The sequence below is a fragment of the Marinigracilibium pacificum genome (assembly GCF_012926615.1).
Classification (GTDB): Bacteria; Bacteroidota; Bacteroidia; order Cytophagales; family Cyclobacteriaceae; genus Mangrovivirga; species Mangrovivirga pacifica.
The window spans coordinates 338,426-363,803 of the sequence record NZ_JABBNU010000002.1 but is presented as its reverse complement, the minus strand read 5'-3'; the positions used below and the strand labels follow the sequence as shown (position 1 = coordinate 363,803).

General features: G+C 38.7%; 17 protein-coding genes. All 17 read right to left on the bottom strand.

The features are described from left to right. Window positions 1-78 precede the first annotated feature (78 nt). The gene (locus HH304_RS04100) at window positions 79-1,383 is read right to left on the bottom strand and encodes a Gfo/Idh/MocA family protein (protein WP_333908735.1); all 1,305 of its coding nucleotides are present in this window, start codon (window positions 1,381-1,383) and stop codon (window positions 79-81) included. A gap of 157 nt (window positions 1,384-1,540) precedes the next feature. Continuing rightward, window positions 1,541-2,749: a Gfo/Idh/MocA family protein gene (locus HH304_RS04095; RefSeq protein ID WP_169678189.1), complete on the bottom strand. Its 1,209-nt coding sequence runs from the start codon at window positions 2,747-2,749 to the stop codon at window positions 1,541-1,543. A gap of 3 nt (window positions 2,750-2,752) precedes the next feature. Beyond that, complete coding sequence (locus HH304_RS04090; protein WP_169678188.1) at window positions 2,753-4,132, bottom strand: 3-keto-disaccharide hydrolase; 1,380 nt, start codon at window positions 4,130-4,132, stop codon at window positions 2,753-2,755. 352 nt (window positions 4,133-4,484) lie between these two features. After that, the gene (locus tag HH304_RS04085; RefSeq protein WP_169678187.1) at window positions 4,485-6,770 is read right to left on the bottom strand and encodes a CBM96 family carbohydrate-binding protein; all 2,286 of its coding nucleotides are present in this window, start codon (window positions 6,768-6,770) and stop codon (window positions 4,485-4,487) included. Window positions 6,771-6,864: 94 nt separating this feature from the next. Continuing rightward, complete coding sequence (locus HH304_RS04080; protein ID WP_271711488.1) at window positions 6,865-9,117, bottom strand: glycoside hydrolase family 3 C-terminal domain-containing protein; 2,253 nt, start codon at window positions 9,115-9,117, stop codon at window positions 6,865-6,867. A 13-nt stretch (window positions 9,118-9,130) separates the two neighbouring features. Further along, complete coding sequence (locus HH304_RS04075; protein WP_169678186.1) at window positions 9,131-10,585, bottom strand: glycoside hydrolase family 28 protein; 1,455 nt, start codon at window positions 10,583-10,585, stop codon at window positions 9,131-9,133. Window positions 10,586-10,594: 9 nt separating this feature from the next. After that, window positions 10,595-12,394: a glycoside hydrolase family 2 protein gene (locus HH304_RS04070; RefSeq protein WP_169678185.1), complete on the bottom strand. Its 1,800-nt coding sequence runs from the start codon at window positions 12,392-12,394 to the stop codon at window positions 10,595-10,597. 5 nt (window positions 12,395-12,399) lie between these two features. Next, window positions 12,400-14,004 (bottom strand): malate synthase A, encoded by a 1,605-nt coding sequence (gene aceB, locus HH304_RS04065; RefSeq protein WP_169678184.1) that lies wholly within the window; start codon window positions 14,002-14,004, stop codon window positions 12,400-12,402. Window positions 14,005-14,036: 32 nt separating this feature from the next. Beyond that, window positions 14,037-15,728: an L-lactate permease gene (locus HH304_RS04060; RefSeq protein ID WP_169678183.1), complete on the bottom strand. Its 1,692-nt coding sequence runs from the start codon at window positions 15,726-15,728 to the stop codon at window positions 14,037-14,039. Between the two features lie 10 nt (window positions 15,729-15,738). Then, window positions 15,739-17,208 (bottom strand): sulfatase-like hydrolase/transferase, encoded by a 1,470-nt coding sequence (locus tag HH304_RS04055; protein WP_271711487.1) that lies wholly within the window; start codon window positions 17,206-17,208, stop codon window positions 15,739-15,741. Then, entirely contained in the window at window positions 17,192-18,304 is a 1,113-nt protein-coding gene (locus tag HH304_RS04050; RefSeq protein ID WP_169678182.1) for a WD40 repeat domain-containing protein, read from the bottom strand. The genes HH304_RS04055 and HH304_RS04050 overlap by 17 nt, the downstream gene beginning before the upstream one ends. After that, window positions 18,301-19,572, bottom strand: coding sequence for a mandelate racemase/muconate lactonizing enzyme family protein (locus HH304_RS04045; RefSeq protein WP_169678181.1), 1,272 nt, complete (start codon window positions 19,570-19,572; stop codon window positions 18,301-18,303). The genes HH304_RS04050 and HH304_RS04045 overlap by 4 nt, the downstream gene beginning before the upstream one ends. Before the next feature lie 7 nt (window positions 19,573-19,579). Beyond that, window positions 19,580-20,806: a glucuronyl esterase domain-containing protein gene (locus HH304_RS04040; protein ID WP_169678180.1), complete on the bottom strand. Its 1,227-nt coding sequence runs from the start codon at window positions 20,804-20,806 to the stop codon at window positions 19,580-19,582. Then, window positions 20,803-21,903 carry a CapA family protein gene (locus HH304_RS04035; RefSeq protein WP_169678179.1) on the bottom strand — a complete coding sequence of 367 codons (1,101 nt, stop codon included), beginning with the start codon at window positions 21,901-21,903 and terminating at the stop codon, window positions 20,803-20,805. The genes HH304_RS04040 and HH304_RS04035 overlap by 4 nt, the downstream gene beginning before the upstream one ends. Before the next feature lie 4 nt (window positions 21,904-21,907). Next, window positions 21,908-22,873 (bottom strand): hypothetical protein, encoded by a 966-nt coding sequence (locus HH304_RS04030; RefSeq protein WP_169678178.1) that lies wholly within the window; start codon window positions 22,871-22,873, stop codon window positions 21,908-21,910. A 3-nt stretch (window positions 22,874-22,876) separates the two neighbouring features. Continuing rightward, window positions 22,877-23,788, bottom strand: coding sequence for a hypothetical protein (locus HH304_RS04025; RefSeq protein ID WP_169678177.1), 912 nt, complete (start codon window positions 23,786-23,788; stop codon window positions 22,877-22,879). A 117-nt stretch (window positions 23,789-23,905) separates the two neighbouring features. Beyond that, window positions 23,906-25,372, bottom strand: coding sequence for a RagB/SusD family nutrient uptake outer membrane protein (locus HH304_RS04020; RefSeq protein ID WP_169678176.1), 1,467 nt, complete (start codon window positions 25,370-25,372; stop codon window positions 23,906-23,908). Between the last annotated feature and the right edge of the window lie 6 nt (window positions 25,373-25,378).

Genomic DNA, 25,378 nt, shown 5'->3' with positions numbered 1-25,378 from the left:
TCCGTTATTGCGAAAGCAATCAACAAATTCTTATATTCTAATATTTTAAACTTTTCCATTTTCATCTCTTTTTTTTAATTAATCAATCGAAGGTTCCCAGCCATTCTCGTACTCCCGTGACCAAAGGTTTGATGCTCTATCGTTATCAAGTACATCACCCGAATTGACATCTACTTTTAATGTTGATTTTAATTCCTGAGCTATATTTCCTAAATGGCATAAATGCGTAGATATGCTAGCATCTACAATCGGTGCATTTAAAGGCAAACTTTCCCTGATTGCAGACAGAAAATTACCTACATGAGCTACGGTTAAGGTATCAAACCCAGTGGTATCTGCTGAAGAAGTGGCTGCACTTCCTGATCCTTCGGTGGCAGTATCTTTAAGATTGCCTGCTAAGTCAAATATTTCATATCCGGCTCTATCTAATATCACAGACCCTTCAGTTCCATATACAATTGCTCCACGATCTCGATTAAACAATTTCTTACCATTACAGCTTCGGCCTTCCCATGCTATCGTTTTGTCGTCGAAGTCGAATTCAACATTCTGAGTATCATAAAATTCCCAATCGTCATTAAAGGCATACCTGCCCCCGGTAGAAACTACCCGATTAGGATAGTTTACACCCAATGCCCAACGGCAGATATCGATCTCGTGTGTTCCATTGTTATGAATTTCTCCCGTACCCCATTTTTTGAACCAATGCCAATGGTATGGATGAATATTATTGTAATATTCCTGACGTGGTGCTGGTCCCTGCCACAAGTCCCAATTTAGCGTTGAGGGCACAGTAATTTTTTCACCAATTCCTATTGACCCTCGTGTATTGGCATACCAGGCACGGGCAAAATAAGCCTTACCAATTATGCCATCATTTATTTTATTAACCGCTTCAGAGGAGGTTACGGATGAACGCTGCTGGTTACCCATCTGGCACACTTTACCATACTGTTGTTGTGCGGCGACGAGCAGGTTATTCTCTGCAAGGTTATGACTGCATGGCTTTTCCACATAAACGTGTTTACCTGCCTGCATTGACATAATTGCCATTGGTGCATGCCAATGTTCTGGGGTCACAATAAATACAGCATCTATATCCTTGTTGCTTAATATTTTCCTGAAATCCCCTTCTTTCTTTATTTTGAACCCAAAGTTATTTTCAGCTTCTGTGACAAATTTATCCAACCGTTCTCTGTCAACATCACAGGCTACCGTAACTTTATTGTTTTTATTAAAAGAAAGTGCCTTTATTAACGCATAAGACCTGCCTCCAGTGCCGATAATTGCTACATTGACAGTTTCATTGGGCGAAAAGGCCCATGCCGAATTGCCGGACATAAAAACACTAAGTCCAATCCCGGCCATTGCGGTCTTTTTCACAAAATTTCTGCGGTTAATATTTTTCATTTGGTTGTCTTGAGTACGAATAAAACCGTTTTCTTATACTTAAATTTTCAGTTTTCAGGGAAACATCCATTATCAAAAAGTACTCTTCGCTTAACACTTTCCCCAAACCTTTTCACTTTAGGTTTTTAAATCAGGGAACGACCATCAATTCAGGATAATCCTTCCAATATTTTATTTCCTCTGTGTAGAGTGCGTCGAGTGAAACTTGAACACATTTAGCTGTAAGTGCACCAGTATTTATATTTGATTCTACTTTTTTATCATGAACGATCGCATCATAAAACTGCTTTAAAGCATCTAAAGTAGGGTCCTTAGCATGTGCCTCTACCGACACACCCTCACCACTGTCCCAGGCCTTTAAGGTGGCTCCTGAAACGCCATCAACGACACCTATTTCCTTTGAAGTTTTCTGTTCTCTGTAAACTGTTCCTTCAGTATAGCCCAATATCATGGTTCCTTCAGAACCCAGTACTTTTATCTGGTAATCGTCATACGAGTTTGAGGTAGTGCAAGTAAAACTGGCATCAAGTCCGGTGGGGTATTCATACATTACATTAACATTATCATAGGTCTCACGACCATCATTCCAGTAATCTATGCCACCAAATCCAACTATCTTTTCAGGATGCGAGCCGGTGACCCAGTTAATAAAGTCTATTTGGTGCGACATAAGTTCAGCTATCAGACCACCCGAGTATTCTTTATACATCCTCCAGTTAATCAATCGTTCCCATTTGGGGTCAGGCACAGGTCTGCGCCAGTCTCCATTACGATTCCATTGACATTTATATGCTGTGATTTCACCTAAATTTCCTTCCTTGATAATTTGTCTCGCTCGCTGATACAACGGGCTGCTATGATATTGATGGCCTGTTTGAAAAACCAATGACTGTTGAGCAACACTGGAAATCACCTCCTGGATCTCATTGATCCCTTTTGCCATTGTTTTTTCGCAATAGACATGTTTTCCTGCATCCAAAGCTGCTATCGACATTTCATCATGCATACTAAACGGGGTTGCGATAATTACTGCATCCACATTCTTATCATCCAGAAGCTCTTCATAGTTAGCATAGCCCTTGGCATTTTTACATACCCTTAGCCCTTCTTCTAATCTGAAAGGAATTACATCGGCACACGCTACTACTTTCAATCCATCAATTTGATTGATCAAAATACCCAAACCTTTACCCCGACTACCAGTACCTATGATACCGATCCTAACTCTTTCATTTCCAAAAGAAAGCTGTCTGCCATATAAGTAACTTGCCCCGGTAAGTAAGCCGGCACCGGCCAATAATCCTGATCTTATAAAAGTCCTTCTCGATTTCAACCCCATTTGCTAATTCAATTCTCTGATTTTAATACTGTGATAACTCACTTCATCTCCATGATCCTGGAGTAAAATTGATCCTTCCTCCCACTGACCAAAATTGTCCCATCTGGCGTATTTGCTATAAGCCACCAATGCTTTGAACATTTGAGAAAAGCGGTCGTATTCCACCACCTTTTCATTATTTAGCCAATGTTCAACTTTACCATCTCTGGCTACAATTCTAGCAGTATTCCATTTACCAACACCTTTGAATTGTTTTGCCCGGCCCGGCACAGAAAGGTTTGTTGCTGTTATCAAATCATACAATGATCCAACAGTGCGATTACCATTAACACCTAATTTTGCATCCGGGTGCTTGTCATCATCGAGTATTTGAAATTCACATCCGATGGCTGATCCTTCACCTTTATTTAAGGCAGGGTCAACATAGTATTTGATCCCACTATTGGCACCTTCTGTAATTTTGAATTGAAGTTCAAGTTCAAAATTGGCGTACTTGTTTTTTGTCACTATGTCTCCCGGACCAGTGGATTCGCCTCCATCTGTTTTAAGAATTGTCAATACACCGTTGTTGATGTTCCATCCTTTTTCAGGAAAACCTTCTAATTTGGCCCCCCTCCATCCAGTTGTTGTTTCACCGTCCCAGAGTAAGCGAAATCCATTACGAGCTTCCCAATCAGTAATTGTATTTTTTAAATAGCTGATCTCCGGAACCTCAGGATGCTTTGCCAACTTATACTCTGTGAGATTATCAGTAGTTATTCTAATATTTCTCCATTTGATTTGCGTTCCTTCCAGCCCGGATTCTGCACTGATACTATGGACTTGTAACCCAATATGACCACTTGAAGTTTCATTATCCATCAGTCTTGCACAGTGTATTCCATTAATCCATGTATTGATCGAATTTCCAATTGCTTCAATGTGGACTTTATTCCATTGGTTCAATTTTAAGGCTGTTTTAGCAGCTTCATTTCTACTTAAGGGATACAGCCATCCTCTTCTTTTCTCATCATAAATCCCTCCGCTGAAAGCCCTGTCGGAAGGGTCAATTTCGACTTGATAGCCATGAAAAATACCATTTAAATAATCCTTATCACTATTTGACCTTATCTGGATACCTGAATTGAGTTGAGACGAAACATATATTTCCAGTTCCAAAATAAAATCTGAATAAGGCTGTTCTGTTACCAAAAAACTATTTGGGGAATTTAATACAGCTGTACCTACTATTTCTTCATTTTCTATGCTGTATGTTGCTGTACCTCCTAATTGCTTCCAGCCATTAAGGTCTTTGCCATTAAAAAGCTCTCTCCATTGGGCATTCAAAGGCATAGTATCTATCATTAGTAAAAGGAAAAAAAATAACCACAGTTTTCTTTTCATCATGTATATGTTTTTTATGCCATAAAACTTTGTATCCCATACCTATTCATTCTCGCTTTATACTGATTTACGCCCTATAATAGATAAATGGAAATATTCTAACTCAACTAAGGGATTCATACAATGTGTTAATAGATATCTGACACATCCTAACAGTTTTATCCTCTGAGCTAAAGTGTTTCACTAAGTTTCTTTCATTAATTAAAATCTTACCAAATGGCATTGTATTAAAATAGCTCTCAGGAAGATAAATCCAACTTCACACTAGATCAAAGCCGAACTCATCAACCTGAAAGCATTTATGTGAATAATTAAAAGTCAAATAAAGACATCCTAAATAATAGAAATCAAATCACCTATCAATAATAAATCTCACACGTGAATTATTGGTGTTTAGAATATATATACCCGGTTCAAGATCTGTCACGGATATGACTGCCGACCTTGATTCAGCTTTTATTGTTTTTAAAACCCTTCCATTTACATCCAGAATTGTTATTTCATTACTTCCCTCAGGTAATTCCAATTTAAAGTAATCACTTACAGGATTTGGATATAACTTTAATTCCGAATATTCCAGCGAATTTACTTCAATAGTTGTTTGCTCAGTTTTTAATGCTCTGGCTCCTGCTGAAGAAGTATAGGTATAAACCAATTTAGGTGCCTTAGAAGGATCTCCGTCATAGGTTTTCGCTGAACGTTTCCCACTTGTTCCATCTACCATTAAAACCATATTATTTCCACTGATCCATCCTCCACGATTCACTATTTCCTGAATAATTGAACTAATATCCGGTGTTCTTTGATTTGTGCCCGCTTGCCCGGCTGAATTCCATGCTGGAACATTATTCCAGCTAACAGAGGCTGAGGTTGTTGTTCGATTGGAAATGTTATTTGTCGCAGTCGTAAATGTACCGGCATTATTTACATCCTGACCTTTGATGGTATAACTGGCATTGCTGTTTTGACCATCATTATCAGCTGTAAATTGAATGTAAGCATTTTGTATTATCGCACCATTAGGAATGGTAACATTGGTAAATCTTATTCCTGATAGTTTTTCACCAAAATCAAGATCTCCACTAGTTAGATCCATCGTACTTGACCCTTGCTCAGCATCATCTGAAGAATTTGAAACTGTTACCTGTCCGGATACTGTGGTAGACCCACTACTGGAATGGATAACTAAAAATGGCGGATTACCATCTATAGTTTCCCTTGAATCTATATCAAGAGTTAGTTCCAGTGCTCCCTGATTTATTATCGCAAAAGATACTTTTGAACCTGAAGTAGCATTAGCTACGTATGTGGTTACATCCAGACTTCCCCATTCTTCATCTTCATCACTAATTTCAACAAGACCAAGGGAATTTCCTGTATTTGGTTTGTTGTTATAATTGAGTGTATTCTCGCTCCATGAATTATTTGAAACTTCAAAGACAGTTGTATTAATATCTACTGTATTATCATTCCTCCCAAAAAACCATAGTCTGGCACTGGTAACATTACTTATTCCTGAAATATCGAAAGAAATATAACTTTCTCGGGTAAACCCACTTACAGCAGAATTTTTTACTCTTAACCTAAGTGGATCCTGGCTATCATATGTATTACTGCTATACGTTCCATCTCTGACATAGGCATCGTCACCTGGCTGAATAGCATCGATTTTATAATTAGAAGGAACACTCACATGTTGGTAGATGCTATTCGACAATTCATTTTGATATAAACTACCAACGGTACTGTTCTTATAAACACGGCAATCAAGCCACTGCGGTAAGCTGCTACTAGTCTTCCAGTTTCTGTTTATATAGCAAAAAGCTTTAATAACAGGGTTATTTTTGATGATATTGAAATAAGACACATACCAATTGTTCCAGCTTTGCTGACCTCCGTCTACTCCTACTTCCGAAGGACAAGATTCACCAATCATGACTGGTTTTGAATGAAGTACGGCCTCGTCTAAATAATCTTGTGTGTTCGGTGAACTTAGAAAATTAGGCTCAAAAAGATCGATAGACCACCAATCAACATAGCTATCACCCGGATAATACGACATCATATTGTTTAGGTTTGTGATTGGGTGAACACACCAGACTGTTGCAATATTTGAAGCATTACTCCTGAAAATATTGGTTATGTATTGAAAGGCCTGCTTATAACTCGAACTTGAATAGGCATTCCAGAAACCGTTTGCCTCATATCCAATTCGTACAAAAACAGGTTTCCCCCAATTATTAAGTACTTGAGCCATTTTAATCAGCCCGGCATCGTGCTGACCAGATAATACTTCATTTGCGTATTCTACTCCATTTCGGGTAAAAGCAAGTCCGATCTGAGGCATAACACCGTCAGGGTGCTTATCGATAAAGTCCAGATACTCGTTCATTCTATCTTCCTGTTCAGTTGCGTTTCGATTGGCAGTGGTATAGAACATGAAAATTGTTGGGTATCTGTTATTTCCAAGGAAATCGGCATAACTACTGAATTCGATTTCGTTAGACTGCCCCGCACCGTGCAAAATTTTGTTCGTAGGTTCGAATTTTGCATTAAAATTAAGTCTGGCCTGATACTGAGCCAAGCCCTGCTGATAGCAGCAGAAAATTGTTAGAATAATTACTACATAGCGTTTCATGATATATTTGGTTATGGTTAATTTTTTACTTCATCAAGACACATATTTTAACAATCATCTATTTTTCAGCCAGGCAAATCACAGTTTTGGCTGATTAAATAGAGGCTACATTAATCGAAATTTCTTTAGGAGACTCAGCATTTAATCTGCTATAATCTCCTCCTGGAGAAATTCCTCCTACATAAATTTTGTACTCACCTGGTTCAATGACTGATTTTCCATCATCGTTTATCTGTACAAGGTCCTCTCGATTTATTTTAAAAGTTATTTCCTTTGATTCTTTTCCTTTTAGTTCAACAGTTTTTACTCTCTTCAAACTTGATCTTGGTACAGTGAAAGATGCGTCTACATCGCTGATATAGAGCTGTACGATCTCTCTAGCAGGATTATCCGAAAAATTGGTTAGCATAACAGACACAGTGATTTCATCATTTCCGGTAAAATCAGCATTATCAACACTCAGATTTGAATAACTGAAGTCCGCATAACTTAATCCAAAACCAAAAGGATACATAGGTTCTGCAGTTGCATAACGGTAGGTCCTGTTTTGCATATTATAATCCGGATATGGCGGCAGATCATCGATTGACATTGGGAAGGTAATTGGCAATCTTCCGGAAGGACTTACATTACCAAAAATAAGATCGGCTAAGGCCTGCCCGCCTTGTTCTCCCGGATACCAGGCATAAAGTACTGCGTCAGACAATTCATGTACGGCCTTCATGTCCATAGGACTTCCACCAGTAACAATGGAAATAATTGGTTTATCATTGTCTTTTCTTAACCCCTTTAAAAATTCAATTTGATTTGGCGGAATACTCATATCAAACCGATCTCCTTTGGTAGGAGAAGCAATCGATTCCCCTTCTTCTCCTTCCAGTAAGCCTGAAATTCCCAACGTCACAATTATAGCATCTGCATCCTGGGCATCTCCGGTTGTCCAGTCCATTGGATTTACATTTGGCCTGTCCATCAGAAACCCTTGTTTATATTGTACAATCGTACCATCGGAAACCGTATTGGTTACTCCTTCCAGGATAGTGACCATGTTTGGACTTGAACCATAGTAATTTCCCATTAACACTTCAGTACCGGCGGCGTGTGGTCCCGTTACAAACAAGTATCTAATATCCTTACTTAAAGGAAGGACGTTATTTGCATTTTTTAGAAGGACGATTGATTTCTGAGCAGTCTCCAATGCTAGCTTTCGATGCTTTTCACTGTTAATCACTTCCGGACCAATTTGAGTATATGGGTTATTTTCTTCCGGATCAAAAAGACCGAGTTTAAATCGTGTTTTGATCAATCTAACGAAAGCTTTATCGATCAAATCCTCTGTAATTAATCCTTTTTCCAACGCCTCCTTGAGAGCGGGATAGGTATCGCCGCAATTCAGATCAACACCACTCTTTATTGCTAAGGCTGCCGATTCAGCCGGACCTTCAGTTACTTTATGACCATCGTGAAAATCAACCAGCGCCCAGCAATCAGAGACAACGTGACCTTCGAAGCCAAAATCTTCTCTCAAGATAGTTTGCAATAGTTTTTCACTCCCACAACATGGCTCACCATTGGTCCGGTTGTAAGCACACATTACTGCTTCTACATCTGCCTCAACAAGTTTTTTGAAGGCAGGTAAATACGTTTCATACAAATCTTTATCACTGGCCACAGCGTCGAATACATGCCGGTCCTTTTCCGGTCCGCTATGAACTACATAGTGCTTGGCACAAGCTGCTGTTTTCAGAAAATTCGGATTATCACCTTGTAATCCTTTTACAAAAGCAGTTCCTAATATCCCGGTTAGATATGGGTCTTCTCCATAAGTCTCCTGACCACGTCCCCATCGGGGATCTCTAAAAATATTAATATTGGGCGTCCAGAAGGTAAGCCCGGCGTATCTGATTCGATTATCGTTTTCAACATTTGCATTAAATTTCGCCCTTGCTTCATCTGAAACAGCTGTAGCAACACGGTGTATTAATGCAGAATCAAAAGTTGAAGCCATACCTATAGCCTGAGGAAATACAGTCGCCTTTCCGGCTCTCGCCACACCATGTAGTGCCTCATTCCACCAATTGTATGCAGGAATACCTAGTCGAGGTATAGCCGGAGCATTATAATTGAGTTGAGCGATTTTTTCTTCCAGTGTTAGTTGACCTAACAGATCATTTACCCGATCATCGATGGATAACTCCGGATTTTGAAAATTATATTCATAAACTTGTTGTTCCTTTTTAGTCTCTTCCTGATTGGCAGATTCACTTTTACTACAACTGATTAACGTTGAAAAAAATATCACTATTAATGAAGTGATTTTTAACATTGACGGTATAGTATTATTCATTTGAATATTCTTTTTAATTTTTTATTTCTTTTCCTTCTATTTTGACATTATTGAACAAAATGTCTGTAGCAAATTCAATTGCATTTTCTTCACCAGCCTTTTCAATATTAATGTCTGCTAAGAACACTTTTTCAATTGGTTTTTCTTCTACACCAACAATTTTGAATGGCGTCTTTTCTACTAAATCACAGGTGATATCTGAGATATAAAAATCATTAAACTGAGTCGGGAAATTATTACCTCTGTAACCGTGGTAGTCCATCCGAAAAATAAACATCGCATCCTCACAGGCATCAATCGAAATATTCCTGATATAAACATGTTGCACCTGTCCTCCTCGGTCGAGGTTACATTTAAAATTGATTGCATGTTTACCATTAGATATCTGATTATTCTCCGCAAAAACATTACTTACTCCCCCTGACATTTCAGATCCAATACATAATGCATTGACACCACTGAGTAATTTGTTGTTTCTGATTATTATATTTTTACTACCTGGTCTGTTCCATGCATCCTGATCCCTGCCTGCTTTTATAGAAATCGCATCGTCATGAGTCTGAATCTCACACCCCTCGATCAATACATCTTCGCAACTATCGGGGTCAACACCATCATCATTTAATACCGATCCAAAAACAGTTAAATTCTTTATGATGACATTTTTACAAAAGACAGGATGTATGGTCCAAAAAGGACTATCCAGGAAGGTCAACCCTTCTATCAGGACATTTTCAGATTCATAAAACTCTACCAAAGTAGGTCTGAGAAAATGCTGCTTTTGATCTCCATGGCCATCATCTTGTCCATCACCATCCAAATCGAGAAACCCATTTCCAAATACTCTTTCTTCCTCAGGGATAACATCATTGCCCATCTGTCTTAATACCTGTTTGTCATTATCCTGCACCTTTCTCCATTCAACTGACCAGTCTTTTCCCGCTCCATCGATTATCCCGTTACCGGTAAGCGCAATATTTTTTAACCCTATTCCGTAAATTAAAGGTGAATAATTATAGCAAACGGTTCCTTCCCATCGTACTTTGACAAGAGGTAAGTAGTCTGAAGGTGTGCTGCTAAAAAATATCCTTGCAGAATCCTCAAAGTGTAATTCTATGTTACTTTTAAAATGAATCGGCCCTTTCATATAATACTGTCCTTTTGGAAAGATGATTTTCCCGCCACCAATGGCTGTCAAAGAATCGATCGCCTGGATAACTACTGGTAAATCATTGGATATCGAATCACCTTTTGCGCCGAATGTTCTAATATCAATAGTTCTGGCAGGAATTTCAGGCTTGATTATTCTCGACTCAATTTGATCAATACTATTCCAGGCTGAATCCTGTATTTTATTGGCATATTCAACAGTGAATCCCCCACCTTGATTGCATGCAGTAATAGTGCAGAAAAGTACTATGATCCAAATACCTGTTAAACCAGAAATATAAAAAGGCCGATTTTTCATTCTGTCAGCTTATAAAGTTTTGTTTTTATAATATTCCTGTAATCTGAAGAAGGCTTTTTTCTTGATGCCATCTTCGGAAATCAGTCCTTTACGATTAAAATCATTCTGAATCTTATTTAAATTTCTTCGTGGTGATAAGAAGTCATTAAGTATCCAGGGTGTCATACCAGCCAGAAACTCAATATTATCCAGCATTTTCAGGTTGTATTTATACAGCGCATCCTGGTATTCTTCAGTCCACCGTTCATTTTCACTTCCGTGATATCCCTGTAGTGCACCTCCTCCGAACTCACTAATTATCAATGGCTTATCAAATCCGATCTTCCATTTTGAATTAGCACAATCTTCATTATTTCCAAAATACCATCCACAATATTGGTTAATGCCAATGACATCGATGTATTCTCCCAGCGGATCATCGATCATATTGTATCCATCTTGTGAAGATTGCGTATCAAGCGCTGCTGTGGTCAGCCTGGTATTATCAATTGACTTGACCTTTTTAACCAGGTTGGAAAGAAATTTCACCCTCGATTCACTTACCGGAGTTTCATTTGCCACTGACCATAAGATTATATTTGTCCGGTTTTTATCTCTGGAGATCATTTCTGTCAGTTGATTTTCCGCATTTGCATAGGTGTCCGGATTATCAAATAAAACTGTCCAGTAGACCGGTATTTCAGACCAGACAAGAAGCCCGTTCTTTTCAGCTACTTTCACCATTTGTTCACTGTGAGGGTAGTGAGCCAGTCGAACGAAGTTGCATCCCAGTTCCTTCGCCCAATCGATAAGAACCTGACATTCGGCCTCAGAAGTAACCCGACCTGCTCCAAACGGTGCTTCCTCATGGATGCTTATACCCGAAAGGAAAATTGGTTCACCATTTAATAAAATTTTATGTCCCTCCGTAGTAATTGTACGGAAACCGATATGATCGACAAGATTATCATCTCCTGAAGATAGTTTCACTTCATAAAGTTTCGGGTTTTGAGGAGACCAGAGATCAATTTTTGCTTTGAACGAGATTTCCGCTCTTCCATTGGCATCAGTCTGAAATGTTTTGTTCAATTTTAACTCAGGTATTTCGATAACTATTTCTTTCGATGTCCCTTTGTCAAGCTGAACCCAGCCACTTATTTCATTTTTACTCCCTTTCTTTAATTGAATAAAGTAATCTTTGATGAAATTTGAAGGAGTTTCGATCAATGAAACACTTCTGGTAATACCACCATAGTTCCACCAATCGGTATTTACCGTTGGAATTGCCTCTCTTTTTCTTGTGTTATTTACCTTAACAACCAAGAAATTATCTTCGGATTTAAGAAGGTCAGTTACCTCAAAATTGAAAGATGTATATCCCCCAATATGATCTCCAACATGTTCTCCGTTGAGATAAACCTTGGCATCATAATTAATTGCCCCAAAATGAACAAAGACTCTTTTCCCCTGATTTACATCATAGTCAAATGATCGTTTATACCATACCGTACTTTCATAATAATACAGTTCCTTCATTTGGGTATTCCAATCACCCGGCACCTGCAATTCATAGCCCTCATCAAAATTGTATTCAATCAAATCTGTTGGGCTTTGCATTTTTGCATTCATAAAAAACCCATTTTCTTTAGGTTTGTATCGATGATTGTAATAACCATTTTCCAATGGATCAATTATAATCTGCCAGCGACCATCCAGTGACATGGAGGTTCGTCCTTCAACATTTTGAATTAATGATCCCTGGGCTAATACACTGTAAGCAGGTATTAAAAAAAATAGTGATAATATGCATCTAATAAACAATGATTTCATTCGTTTTATCCTTTTAAAATTTTATATGCATCAAGAGTTAAAAATTCTTTGAAATTAGAGTTAGTGACCAGTTCGTCGAACAGTTCAACTGCCTTGTCAAGATTGCCGGTTGAAAGCCTTTCTTCACCCAATAACTCTTTACACTTTTCTACTTCTTCACTGAGTAATTTTTTGTATAGATTCATATCCAAATGTCTTCCGTCATCAAGTTTTGCCGAGTCAACATGCAACCATTGCCATACCTGGGCCCGACTAATCTCAGCCGTAGCGGCATCTTCCATCAAATCATACAAAGCCGCAGCACCTACACCATGAAGCCATGATTCTATGTATAAAATACCCACATTTATATTCGTTCTGACTCCAGCCTCAGTAATGGTTCCTCCCGGAATTTTCACATCAATTAGCTCTTCGCCCGACAATTCATAATCTTCATGGAGAACATGCTTTTGATGTGGTTTATCACCCAGTGCTTTATTAAACTCTTCTATTGCTACCGGTACCAGGAAAGGGTGTGCAACCCAAGTGCCGTCATAGCCTTGCGATGCTTCAGTACTTTTATCTGCTTTAACTTTTTCGAATGCTTTTTTATTAGCCTCTTCTGATTTTGAAGGGATAAACGCAGACATACCTCCAATGGCATGAGCACCTCGTTTGTGACAGGCTTTTACTACCTGCATAGCATAGGCTTTCATAAAAGGAACACCCATCGTTACCTGGCTTCTGTCAGGTAACACAAAACTTTTAAAGTTTCTAAACTTTTTAATGACGCTAAAAATATAATCCCAACGACCGGCATTTAATGCAACAAGGTGATTCCTTAATTCATAGATAATTTCTTCCATCTCAAAAGCAGCAGTGATTGTTTCGATGAGTACTGTTACTTTAATGCTTCCCTGAGGAATACCCAACAGATCTTGAGCTTCGATAAATACATCGTTCCACAATCGTGCCTCTCTGTGATTTTCAAGCTTTGGCAGGTAAAAATATGGCCCTGAACCATTTTCCAGAAGGTATTTGGCATTGTGGAAAAAATACAATCCAAAATCGAATATTGATGCTGAAACCGGCTCACCATGAATTAATACGTGTTTTTCATCCAGGTGCCAGCCCCGTGCACGTACTTTAAGTGTGGCGTGAGATTCATTCAGTTTATAACTTTTGCCATTTTCTGCTGTAAAATCAATTTGATTTCTGTTGGCATCATACAGATTAACCTGACCGTCAAGTGTGTTTTCCCAAGAAGGTGAATTAGCGTCTTCAAAATCTGCCATAAACACCTTTGCACCACTATTCAGTGCATTGATAACCATTTTACGATTAGTTGGTCCGGTTATCTCGGTTCTTCTATCCTGAAGATCATCCGGCACTCCTGATATTTGCCAGTCTCCTTCCCGGATATCTTTTGTTTCATCTCTAAATGAAGGGAAATTCCCGGCATTAATGGCGCGTTGTATTATTTCGCGTTCAGCTAATAATTTCTTCCTTGTCCCATTAAACTTTGCATGTAATATGGCTATAAACTCAACAGCCTCCGGTGTTAATATTTTATCGTATTCAGGTTTAATTTTCCCTGTAATTTCAATATCTGCAACATTCTCTGCTTTCATATCTGATTTTTTTTCAAGGTTCAAAATTTATATTAGAAATTATCAACAAGGTCAAATCCATGGATTGCCAAAAGGCCAAGTAGTCCTACTACAAACAGATAATAGACCGTAGGAATAATAGTCTTCCGTAACACCAACCCTTCGCTACCCAGCAAACCGACTGTAGCACACGCTGCGACAACATTATGGATAGCGATCATATTTCCGGCAGCAGCACCTACTGCCTGAAGTGAAACAATGATTATCGTCGACATTTGGAGTTGTTCTGCAACGCCAAACTGAAACAGACTAAACATTAAATTACTTACTGTATTACTACCCGCAATGAATGCCCCCAATGCACCAATATCCGGAGCAATTAACGGGTAAGCATTTCCAACATTAATTGCCATCCATTCAGCCATGGCTATAGGCATTGAAACCATTTCGAGTGGGTTGTTACCTGAATTGATATAGATCCTGACCATCGGTATAGTAAAAACTAAAACCAATGCAGCGCCTAAAAGCATTCTACCGCTATCTTTCAGCGCACTCATCGCTGTATTGATCTTTACTTTAAAGAGGAAAATTGAAAATATGCTAACTAATAAAAACACAGTTCCGGGTAAGTAAAGCGGTGATGAGGAAGCCGAAAGCCCTGTACCAAGAATATCATTAAAATTAATACTTGCTCCAGTCAAAAATTCCTTTATTGGTAATTGAGGAAGTCTGCTGATCACCAGGAGTGCAGCCAGTAAAATGTATGGACTCCAAACTTTTAAGAATCTATGTGATCCGGAATTTCCAGTACTTAAATTTTCTTCTACTTTAATCTTACCAAACCAGTTTTTTGGCCAGCTATTCTGATCAGGGAAGTCCCATACTTTTTTTGGTATCAAAATTCCCTTTCTGGCTAATGGAATCATTACAAAAATCCCAATGAAAGAACCAATTAACGAAGGGAATTCCGGTCCAAGAAACCAACCGGTCAAAACATAAGGAATGATAAATACCAATCCACCTAACAGAGCAAATGGAAAAATATCGAGCCCTTCTTTCCATGATTTATTTTTCCCAAAAAAGCGGGTCATCATAACGACCATGAATGTAGGCATCAGAACACCAGCAATGGCATGAAAAACGACAACATGATTGGTAATTAATTGCAAATAATCTGCGAAAGTTATTCCTGAAGCAGCCAATTGCTCTTCAAGTAAAGGATTTTGGATCCCTTGTGTTACCCCAATCAGCATAGGTGTTCCTACACTACCAAAAGTAACCGCAGTACTTTGTACCATTAATCCCAGCATAACCGCTGCCATTGCCGGAAAACCCAGCGCTACCAATAGTGGAGCGACAACTGCAGCCGGAGCTCCGAAACCCGCAGCACCCTCAATAAAAGATCCAAAAAGCCAGGCAATCATCACAACCTGCACCCTTCTATCCGGACTTATTTCAATGAAACTCTGTCGAATTATACTGATACCTCCGGAATATTTTATAACATTTAATAAGAGAATGGCTCCAAAAATTATGTAAAGAATATCAGCGGTGATAACTAAGCCCTGTAGAAAGGAGGCTGCAATATCGATTAACGATATACCCCATCCTGTATAGGCAATTATAATGGTTGCGAATAAAGCAAATGGCATAACGACCTTTGCCGGCAACCTAAACACTACCAGAAGAAGTCCGGCCAATACGATTGGCAAAATGGCAAGTATGAAAACCTCATTTAATGTCATTGGTCGTTTCTTAATATTTATAATCTGATCCCTCTCGACTCATTCTTGCAGAATCTTGCCACCTGGTAAGCTCCTGGAGTAACATGTCATAAATATCTGGTTTTGTATCCTTTAGATTTTTAGTCTCCTCAGGATCATTCTTCAGATCATATAATTCCTTCTTATCACCGTCGATTACCAGTTTATAATTATCATTCATGATTGCCAGCTGATTGGTGTTATCCCATCTTCTCATGTATCCGAAAGCGATATACCTATCCTGTAATGAGTTTTCATTCAAAACAAGTGGCCTTAAACTGATCCCATCCAGCGGAACTTCGGAAGTATAACCACTATTAATTAACTCCAATAAGGTCGGCATTATGTCACTGGTGACAGACATAGCATCAGTCCTGTTTGGTTGAATTTTCCCTGGCCATTCAATCAATGAAGGCACTCTTAGGCCACCTTCATAAATAGTATGCTTTGTACCGCGGAATTTACCTGCAGAAGCGACTCCTTTTTCGACAAACTCCTTATTTGGGCCATTATCACTGAAAAACCAAACTATTGTTTTTCTGTCGATATTCAATTCTTTAAGCTTTCTTCTCAACCGGCCAATTTGCTCGTCCATAGCAGTTATTGTACCGTAATAGTTTTTGGCATCTTCTGACATGCCCTCATACATTGCTTTATATTCCGGACCAGCAACTACTGGTTCGTGAGGCGTATGCAACCAAATACAGGAGAAAAAAGGTTTATTTTGGTCAACTGAACGTTCAATAAAAGGAATTACTCTGTCCATGATTACCCGGCTGTCATCACCTGCGAGATTATCTTTTACAAGGACCTTGTTTTCGAGATATACCGAAGTGGTCCACATTTCGCCCTCTTTATTGTTCCAGATATCCCATGGAGTTACAGAAGGGTTCCAGGTAGGCATTGCCGATTTTGTCACAAAACTCTCTTCAAATCCATGGTGCCATGGTGGAGAATAAAACCCTCTGGTATCAAGTTCGGCATCAGGCATTATCCAGCCAAGATGCCATTTACCAAAAATCCCGGTTTTATAGCCCTCTTCTTTTAATACTTCTGCCAGTGTAGTCTCACCTACTCTCATTCCGGCAGTGTGAGGAGCAAAAATTCCTTGTCTGAAAGCATTACGACCAGTTAGTACACTGGCTCTGGTTGGAGAACAAATAGGTGCTGCTGCATAAAATCGGTCCATCACTAATGATTCAGCAGCCATTTGATCCAGCTCAGGAGTTTTTACAATATCGTTTCCATTGAACCCTACATCTCCATAGCCTAAATCATCAGCCATTATAATAATTATATTCGGCTTTTCCGTTTGGGCAAAAGATACCAGTCCTGTGGATAATAGTAATAAAAGGTAAATAAAGGTTGACTTAAAAAGAATTGTCATAAAGCCTTTCTCTTTCTTACTACCGACGCTTTCAATGGATTCTATAGTATGATGACAATTAGTTTCCATTTTCATTGTCCTTTTGATTTTCTCTTACCCAATCATGTCGTCTGGAATTAACCGAAGAATCTTCACCCATCCATACCCAAAGCTTTATCAGGCCATTTTGATGTGCACTACATAAGAAGCTGCCATCTTTATTAAAGTCAATATACTCCGCATGATCACTCGCCCATACACGATGGGCTACCGGAATAGCGTCATTTCCATTATTTAAAATATCATTTAGGCGATAAACATAGATGTAAGGATCATGACCGGCATGAGCTATGTACTGACCGTTTGGATGCCAGGTAACTGATTCAATTTTTTTACCGGTATGGTTAAAGGTTTTAACTAATTCACCGGTTTTCCATTCCCATAAAAAAACTGTTCCTCTCGATGTGCCTCCCTGGCCAACGGCGACTACGTATTTTGCATCTGGTGAAAAGATTCCACTCGTGAATGTCACATAATAATCCGGATTCAGGGTTTGCTCTAGCTTCCAGTTTGAAGTATTGTAAACTTTTACTGCTCCGTGACCAACAGCAAGAAGGTATTTATCATCATTCGTAAAAAATAATTCATTTACCGTATTGCCAAAATTAATTGACTCGGGTTCATCATCATTTTCCAGGTCATATATTCTGATCCATCCTTCGGTTGTACCATCACTTTTCTCAGTTCGCTCTTCACCGACAGCCATAATTAACCCATTATTTGACCAGGTTAGTCCGTCGGCTGCTTTATTTAACTTGTAGGTTTTCGTTACATCTCCTGATTTGCTATCGTAAATTGTAATTAAATAATCCTCGCTTACTGCAGCAACATATTGGTCATTTGAAGACCACCCCACACGTTCAACCTCCTGCTCAGTATAGTTTCTCCACAATTCGGCTCCGTCAGAGGTACGCCACATTATAACCGAATTGTCATACTTGGTGCCACTAACTATATATTTACCATTATTTGAAAACTCAACACTTTCCACCGAACCCGGTTCTCCCAAAGCATCTGCTACACGTGACCAGACCGGTTCCAACCGTAATTGGTAGTTTAAATAATTTTGAGCTTCTGCAGTCTCACATAAACACAAAACTAGCAAGGCATAAATAATTCTTCTCATTCTCATATCTTCACATGTTTATTAATAAAATCAGGATCAATTTCAATCGACGAGCCTGGCCCGGTAGGTACTTTGATTTTTCCATCAACAATTTTCATGTCACACGAATCACATTCAAAAGGTATTTCCTCATTGAAACCTTTAAATTCATGGTGAGGTCCTGCATTCGGAATTACCGAAACGAAATGCAACATGTATAAATAGCCAAGGCCTGAACCAGAAATATGAGGCACACATGTTTTTCCTAATGCATGTGCCATTTTTGCCACTTTCATGGCCCTGATCATCCCGCCGAAATAGAAAATATCCTGCTGTACAATGTCCAGAGCATCATTGGCAAGCAACCAACGAAAGTTATGCATACTCCCTTCTTGTTCGCCGCCTGCGATGGGTACTTTTAGAGCGTCTTTTACTACTTTGATTTCTTCATACCAATCAAAAGGAATTGGCTCTTCGAAAAAATTAAAGTTATTTTCTTCAATCAATCGCCCAATTTTAATGGCTTCTTCTACATTGTAAGAACTGTTGGCGTCAACATATACTGCGATATCATCACCGAACCGTTTTCTAACTAATGGAATTAATTTTTCACTTCTTCCCGGAGGAGTATCCGGATTATTCATTCGTCCGCCAATTTTAAATTTCAGCGCCTTGGATTTTGTCTCTGCTAATTTTTCAGCAAGAAGTTCTATCGATTCTTCTGCAGACTTACCACGGTAATTATTTGCCTGATAAACTCCTACTTCCTTATTGTAAACATCACCCACAAGCTGACCCATTGGTAATCCTGCAATTTTTCCCAGCAAATCCAGAATGGCAAACTCCAGCGTAGCCACTGGCACCCAAAGAGCATAGCTTTGCATTTTGTAATTGCTCTTGAATGTATAAACACCTTCGATTAATGCATCAAGCTCTCTGGCATCTTTCCCTATAAAATATGGAGCAACCTGTTTGACAAAAATGGGGTATAAGTAATGCATCCTTAAGTTGTTACTTACGGATATACCCTTATGCCCATCTTCTGTAGTAACCTGACAAATATAATTGCCCTGATACTCACTTAACTCGACATTTTTTATGATTAGGGGACTTTTAAACAGGTCTTTTTTTAATACTGGCTGTGTTAAAATTTCATCGAGCTTTTTATATTTTTCGTTTACATTTGAAGAGTTGGCCCATTTATTTCCAACAGCACCAAACGTACTCAGCGATACCGACCCGGCCAATCCGGTCAATGCAGCCTTTTTAAAAAAATTTCTTCTTGTAGATTTCATCAATGCTTCAATTTTTGAAATGTATATCAGTAAAATCCATGAATCGCTCCCAGTCAAATCTTGTCAGGTCATGATTACCACTTCTGATGTGATACCCTACGGATCCTCTATTAAGCGCAATATTTACTTCCGGTTGAGTTTTCCCTTCCAACCCATTCAAATCATACAAATTCCAGGCTGCTGAAGCTATTCTGGCAGAAAGAAACTCACTTGCCGGATCGGCCCAGGCATCCTGTTCTGCGCTCGCCACATATAATAATCTTGGTGCTACAAGAGCCAATAGCAGGTGCTGATCTACAGGAAGTTCATCCGCTGCATTATTATATTTCTTAAAATTTCCAGCAAACCAATGTGGAAACTGATCGTTTATTTGAGCAACAGACTCTCCAGTTTTACTTTTAGAAAGGGCTGCGCCTCCACAACCTGAATCATTAGAAAAAACAGCAGCAATACGTTCGTCCATTGCACCAGCGAGTAGAGCTGCTTTACCTCTTCGCGAATGACCAATTACAAAAATCTGGTTCTTGTTAACGAGCGGTTCACTTTGTAAATGATCAATTACTCGACTGATCGCCCATGCCCACATTGCAAGAGCTCCTGCTCTTTGCCCGGGATCCGGATTATAATCTTCAAATAATCTTAAATTGCTTTTATCCTCGCCATCGTTTCGATCAGGGTATATTTCTGAAATATGAAAGGTTGCCAGACCATAACCTCTTTTCAGAATTCTTTCTACCGGCCAGCGATGTGCCTGCACACCTCTCGCTGATTCGCCTGCATGATTATTAAAGATTTCGTACTCCGGTTTATTTTTTACATAATTATCATGTATTTCTATCTGATCATGGCTATGAATGGTATGATTTCCATAGGAATTTATACCGACGAAAACCGGTGAGATCTGATCAATTGGAGTAATCAATAGTACATTGACAGTAGCCGAATCTGAAGAAGATGAAGCGTGAAAATTTAATTCAATCTGTTTCATTATAGCCTCCTGGTCCCCGATTGTAAATGGAATGGTAGCTATGTTTTTTGAAACATATAGATCTTCACTTGGCAATACGCCATAAATTTGTGACTGAAAAATTTTCTTCACCTCGGGCCGGATGTTCTCCTCCCACTGTTGTTTTGATGGCATATAATCAGTGAATAATTTTTCAAATTCAGCTACCTGAGCACAGATAGTAGTTGTGATTAAAAAGTTTATCAATATGAATAATGATGCCTTCACTCCAGAATGACTTTAATTTTATCTCCCTCAACCTTCAATTCTGCTCCACCCGCATTAACCCGATAGAGATATTCTGTCAGTTCTTTTCCTTTACCTTTGCTTGCATCATAAATTCTTACTTCATTATCATCCTCTCTCCACGTTGGCAGTAAGTAAAGGGATTTAATTTTTTTGTTTGAAACAATTATTTCACCAATAAGGCCTTCCTTATTATTTAAGTATCTGTCGACTCTACGGTCATCAAATACCGCTTGTGCCAGACTATACATAATTGGTTTGCCATTATAAACTTCTACTTTTTGGTATCGGTGAGGACCGTGACCAAAAACAACATCGGCACCGGCATCAATCACAGCATGGGCAATATCTTCCTGATAGCTGACCGGTTCATAAGTACTTGATACTCCCCAGTGGTAACTTAACACCACAATATCAACCTGAGCTTTTAGTTTTTTAACATCCTCAACCATCAATTTTTTACTTTCTTCATCCATCCAGGTAATGACATAAGGTGGTTGTCCGGGTTTATCCAGATTCTTAGGTGCCTGATAGGCCGTATGGACTTTGATTTCAGCTATTCCCGGCTGATTTTTAAGTGCAGCATGATTGGTAGGATAAACTGTTGCTGCATATTGCATAAACCCTACTTTTAATCCGTTTTTTTCAATTATAACCGGACGATGAGCCGCTTCGAGGTTTTCACCTCCTCCTGCATATTTTACACCTGCACTATCCAGTACTTTGAGGCTTTTCATCAAAGCCTGCCAGGGATAGGTAACATTATTGGCCACTCCAACAGCATCTATTTTAGCATTAGTGAGCGCTGCCACCTGATCAGGATTGGAATAACGCCAGTTTTTATGTGGAATATCACTTTTGGTTGTATCATCTGTACCTCCTGCGAATGGCCCTTCCAGATTTAAAAAGGTGAAATCCGCCGCATTTAACTCTTTCTCAATGTATTTAAAGGCATGCTCGGGATTTTTCCGATGCTGAAAATTATTATCTCCTAATACCAGTATTGAGGAAGTTTCAGAATCCTGAGCTATTATAATTTTACTGATAAATAAAAAAACAAGTATAAATATTCTCTTCATGTTATTATTTGTTTACTAATGACTTTAATTCTTCTTTAGTCATATTTCCACTCCAAAAATCATTAATATTTATTATCTGCTGATATGCACCTCCTATAGCTTTCCCTGCTGTGGAGACGCCACTTTCAATTAAATTCTCTGCGTCTTTTGCTGATATTTCATCGATATCATTGAATGATGACACCTTTAAAAGTATTGATTCATTTTCCTTAATAAATCCTGTTGCAGTAGCTTTTTCCATTATCTCCTGAGCGGTTGAACCACTTAGGTTTTTAGCTATATTTTCGTTAAAATCATCATTCTGATTACGCCATTCCTGCATTTTCAATACCCAGAGAGGACCCATAGCCTCATCCGGCTTAATCGTATGAAACCGAGTAAACGTTCTTGGGGTGATTTCTTTAAATAGCTGATAGACATCATCACTCTTACCTGTAAAAGAATTACCTCTTGAAATGTAAATATTAATTAAAGCAAGGTCATGCAGAATCTTAGTTTCAGCTTCAGAACTTTTATTAGCTGAATAGGCTTTTTGTAGTTCATTTTTTATTACCGAACCTGAAATCCCTCCTAACAATAAAGCTAGTCGTTGGCCCTGACTATCAGACAGGGAACCCGGATTTACATTTCCACGAAGCTTCACCAGGGAATCGATTTGATCATTAACATCAAAAGGTATACTTAAGCCATGATGAAAAGCATTTCCTGGAGCCAGATGATTTAAGTCTTTTGTAAGAGCATACTGTATATCACTTCCAATAAAACTCGACCCAATTGCAAGGGTTTGTAACCGGTTAATTAAAATAAACGGACTTAGATAACTACCCTGTGGTGTTAAAAGTGACTTCCTGATCGCAGTTGCGAATGGATTACCAGTCAGTACACTAGGGAGTAACATCATTCCTGAAAGAAATATTCCACTTTTCTTAATAAAATCTCTTCGATCGGTATGTTTAATTGTCGTATTCATAATTTATATCCTGTGAGATTCATTAAAAATTTCAACTCGGTCGTAAACTTCGTTTTTATCGATTTTATCATTGTAAAATTCATTTGCGGCTGAAATAAACCGATATGATCTGGATAATCCCTGTGCATAATGACTTTGTTCTTCCGCGAGTTTTACAGCTTTATCTAAATCTATTTTTGTTTTACCTGATAACTGAATATCCCTGACAAACTGAATCAACTCATCTTTTTCATTATAAAAATTCCAATCCTTTATATATCGCTTAGTCTTTTCAGGATCTGGATTTTGATAGGCTTCAATATATACCTCCAAATTTTCACTCAGCTTTTGGTAATTTTCAGGAAAATCATCGAGCCAATCATCGATTGAGGCTGAAGTTCGATTAAACGCTCTTATGGCCAGCATTTCATGCTGAGTTTGTCTGCAAAGTATCTCTTCTAACAGCGGCTGATAAAGCAACTTAGTACCGGGATGCGATTGCATATCCTTCTCTAACGTAGCTTTTGAGAATGCAACATTTGAAGAAATGGAAGGTCTACTTCCGCTGTCGTAGACTTCATCAAATGTTACTGCATCACAGTAAATCTGGTGCTCGTAAGTAGAAAAATGTGGATTTTTTATTTCAGCAGACTTTAAATAATTTGGTTTAACCTGCAAGTCAATGGCACGATGACTTAACCAACCTATTGCAGCAGCTAGTTTCTTAAAATCATCTTCACTTAAATTATCTTTTCGACTTTTGGCCTCTTCGATTATTGGAATAGCAAACAGGTGATTACCTCTTGCTCCACTGGATATAAGTCCGGCATCAGGAGCCTTTTTTACAGCCAGCTGGAAATCTTTTGAAACGTTCATTTGATTTATGAACCGCGTAGTATCTTCAAATACTGCAATATGAGTAATGTGTTCAGACATAATAAGTGATCCTGTTAAGGAGTATCATTGAATTAGGTAATTGATTGAAATTTTAAATGGTTAGGAAAAAATCCCGACACCTCACAAATGACTGAAATGTCGGGATCACCTAAACCATTAATTATACCCTGGATTTTGTCTCAGGTTCTTATTTATATCTAACTCACGGTTGTTAATCGGCCATAGAAACTGATATGTCTGATTCTCATCCATAAAACTAACCTCAGCAGCTGTTGCTAACTCATTTCGACCCCACTCAAAGTTATTAGCAGGGAATCTTGACAAATCATGCCATCTATGTCCTTCAAAGGCCAATTCAACGAAACGTTCGTCCTGAATTGCCTGAAATACCTCATCAGGGGTTGTCGCTGTCGTGTTTCCGATTTGAGCACGATCTCTAATCATATTTAATAGATTGATCGCCTCTGGTGTTTGACCAATTGCATTTAATGCCTCTGCACGAACTAAAATGATATCTGCTAACCTTAGAATAACCAGGTTAGGAATCAATTGTCCTTCACCAACATCGTGTTTGTTAATGTAAAATTCAAAACCTGAATTTTGTGCAGGATCCATCGGTTTTAGCACAGCATCCTTACGGATATCTCCAGGATTGGCATTATAGGCATCAATTAGTTTTTGATTAGGAATAATTCGAGCTCTTGCCCTCGGTCCGTTTTCTGAAGCCTCAAACTCACGGTAAAGATCATCACCACTGTTTAGTTCAATGTTTTCAGTTTGAATTTCAAAAATAGACTCAACAGTATTTCCACCATCGGCAGCGAACATACTAAAAAAGTCCTGAGGTGCCACCAAACTATAATTTGGATTATCAATAACTCGTTGTGCACTTGCAGCTGCCATTTCAAAATCGTTGCTTCCGGCAAATTCAGTATATGCTCTTCTTAAATAAACTTTTGATAAAACTGCTGCTGCCGCCCCTGTAGTGGCTCTGCCCCTTGTAAATTGATTGGTTTCATAAGACTCCGGCAAATTTGCCTCGGCAAACGTTAGATCTGCTATTATTTGGTCATAAACTTCAGGCAGTGGATCTCTTTCAACATTTAATACATCCGGATCAGACGAGGTAGTTGTTTGTAAAATGATAGGAACATCTCCATACCATTTAGCTAAATTCCAATAAAAGAAACCTCTGAGAAAATGAGCTTCACCCAGCAGTTGCTCTCTTTTATTATTAATTTCCAATGCCGGATCAGAAACACCAGGAAGTCGCTCCAGAATATCATTTGCTCGGTGAATTCCCTGATATAATTCACGCCATAAATCTCTTGCCGGTCCATGGTCAGCATTTACCTCATGACGATTCATACGGTTATTATTACCACCTGAACCCGGATCAGTATCGGCTTCATCAGAACCTGCGGTTGCAGATGCCTTAAAATCTCTTCCGATACTGTTGCTTTGCAAAACATCGTATGTAGCACTCATTGCAGCTTCAACATGTTCTGCACTCTGAAAAAAGTTTTCACTTGAGATATCACTTATTGGCTGCGGATCTAATATATCACAACCAGACATACTAAATATAAATATTGCAGCAAGTATTTTTGAGTAGTTTTTCATGACTTT

Coding starts and splice junctions, on each gene's coding strand:
- HH304_RS04075 (WP_169678186.1), bottom strand. CDS start 10,585: ATGAAAAATCGGCCTTTTTATATTTCTGGTTTAACAGGTATTTGGATC.
- HH304_RS04045 (WP_169678181.1), bottom strand. CDS start 19,572: ATGAAATCTACAAGAAGAAATTTTTTTAAAAAGGCTGCATTGACCGGA.
- HH304_RS04055 (WP_271711487.1), bottom strand. CDS start 17,208: ATGAAAATGGAAACTAATTGTCATCATACTATAGAATCCATTGAAAGC.
- HH304_RS04080 (WP_271711488.1), bottom strand. CDS start 9,117: ATGAATAATACTATACCGTCAATGTTAAAAATCACTTCATTAATAGTG.
- HH304_RS04050 (WP_169678182.1), bottom strand. CDS start 18,304: ATGAGAATGAGAAGAATTATTTATGCCTTGCTAGTTTTGTGTTTATGT.
- HH304_RS04035 (WP_169678179.1), bottom strand. CDS start 21,903: ATGAAGAGAATATTTATACTTGTTTTTTTATTTATCAGTAAAATTATA.
- HH304_RS04020 (WP_169678176.1), bottom strand. CDS start 25,372: ATGAAAAACTACTCAAAAATACTTGCTGCAATATTTATATTTAGTATG.
- HH304_RS04025 (WP_169678177.1), bottom strand. CDS start 23,788: ATGTCTGAACACATTACTCATATTGCAGTATTTGAAGATACTACGCGG.
- HH304_RS04060 (WP_169678183.1), bottom strand. CDS start 15,728: ATGACATTAAATGAGGTTTTCATACTTGCCATTTTGCCAATCGTATTG.
- HH304_RS04070 (WP_169678185.1), bottom strand. CDS start 12,394: ATGAAATCATTGTTTATTAGATGCATATTATCACTATTTTTTTTAATA.
- HH304_RS04030 (WP_169678178.1), bottom strand. CDS start 22,873: ATGAATACGACAATTAAACATACCGATCGAAGAGATTTTATTAAGAAA.
- HH304_RS04085 (WP_169678187.1), bottom strand. CDS start 6,770: ATGAAACGCTATGTAGTAATTATTCTAACAATTTTCTGCTGCTATCAG.
- HH304_RS04090 (WP_169678188.1), bottom strand. CDS start 4,132: ATGAAAAGAAAACTGTGGTTATTTTTTTTCCTTTTACTAATGATAGAT.
- aceB (WP_169678184.1), bottom strand. CDS start 14,004: ATGAAAGCAGAGAATGTTGCAGATATTGAAATTACAGGGAAAATTAAA.
- HH304_RS04095 (WP_169678189.1), bottom strand. CDS start 2,749: ATGGGGTTGAAATCGAGAAGGACTTTTATAAGATCAGGATTATTGGCC.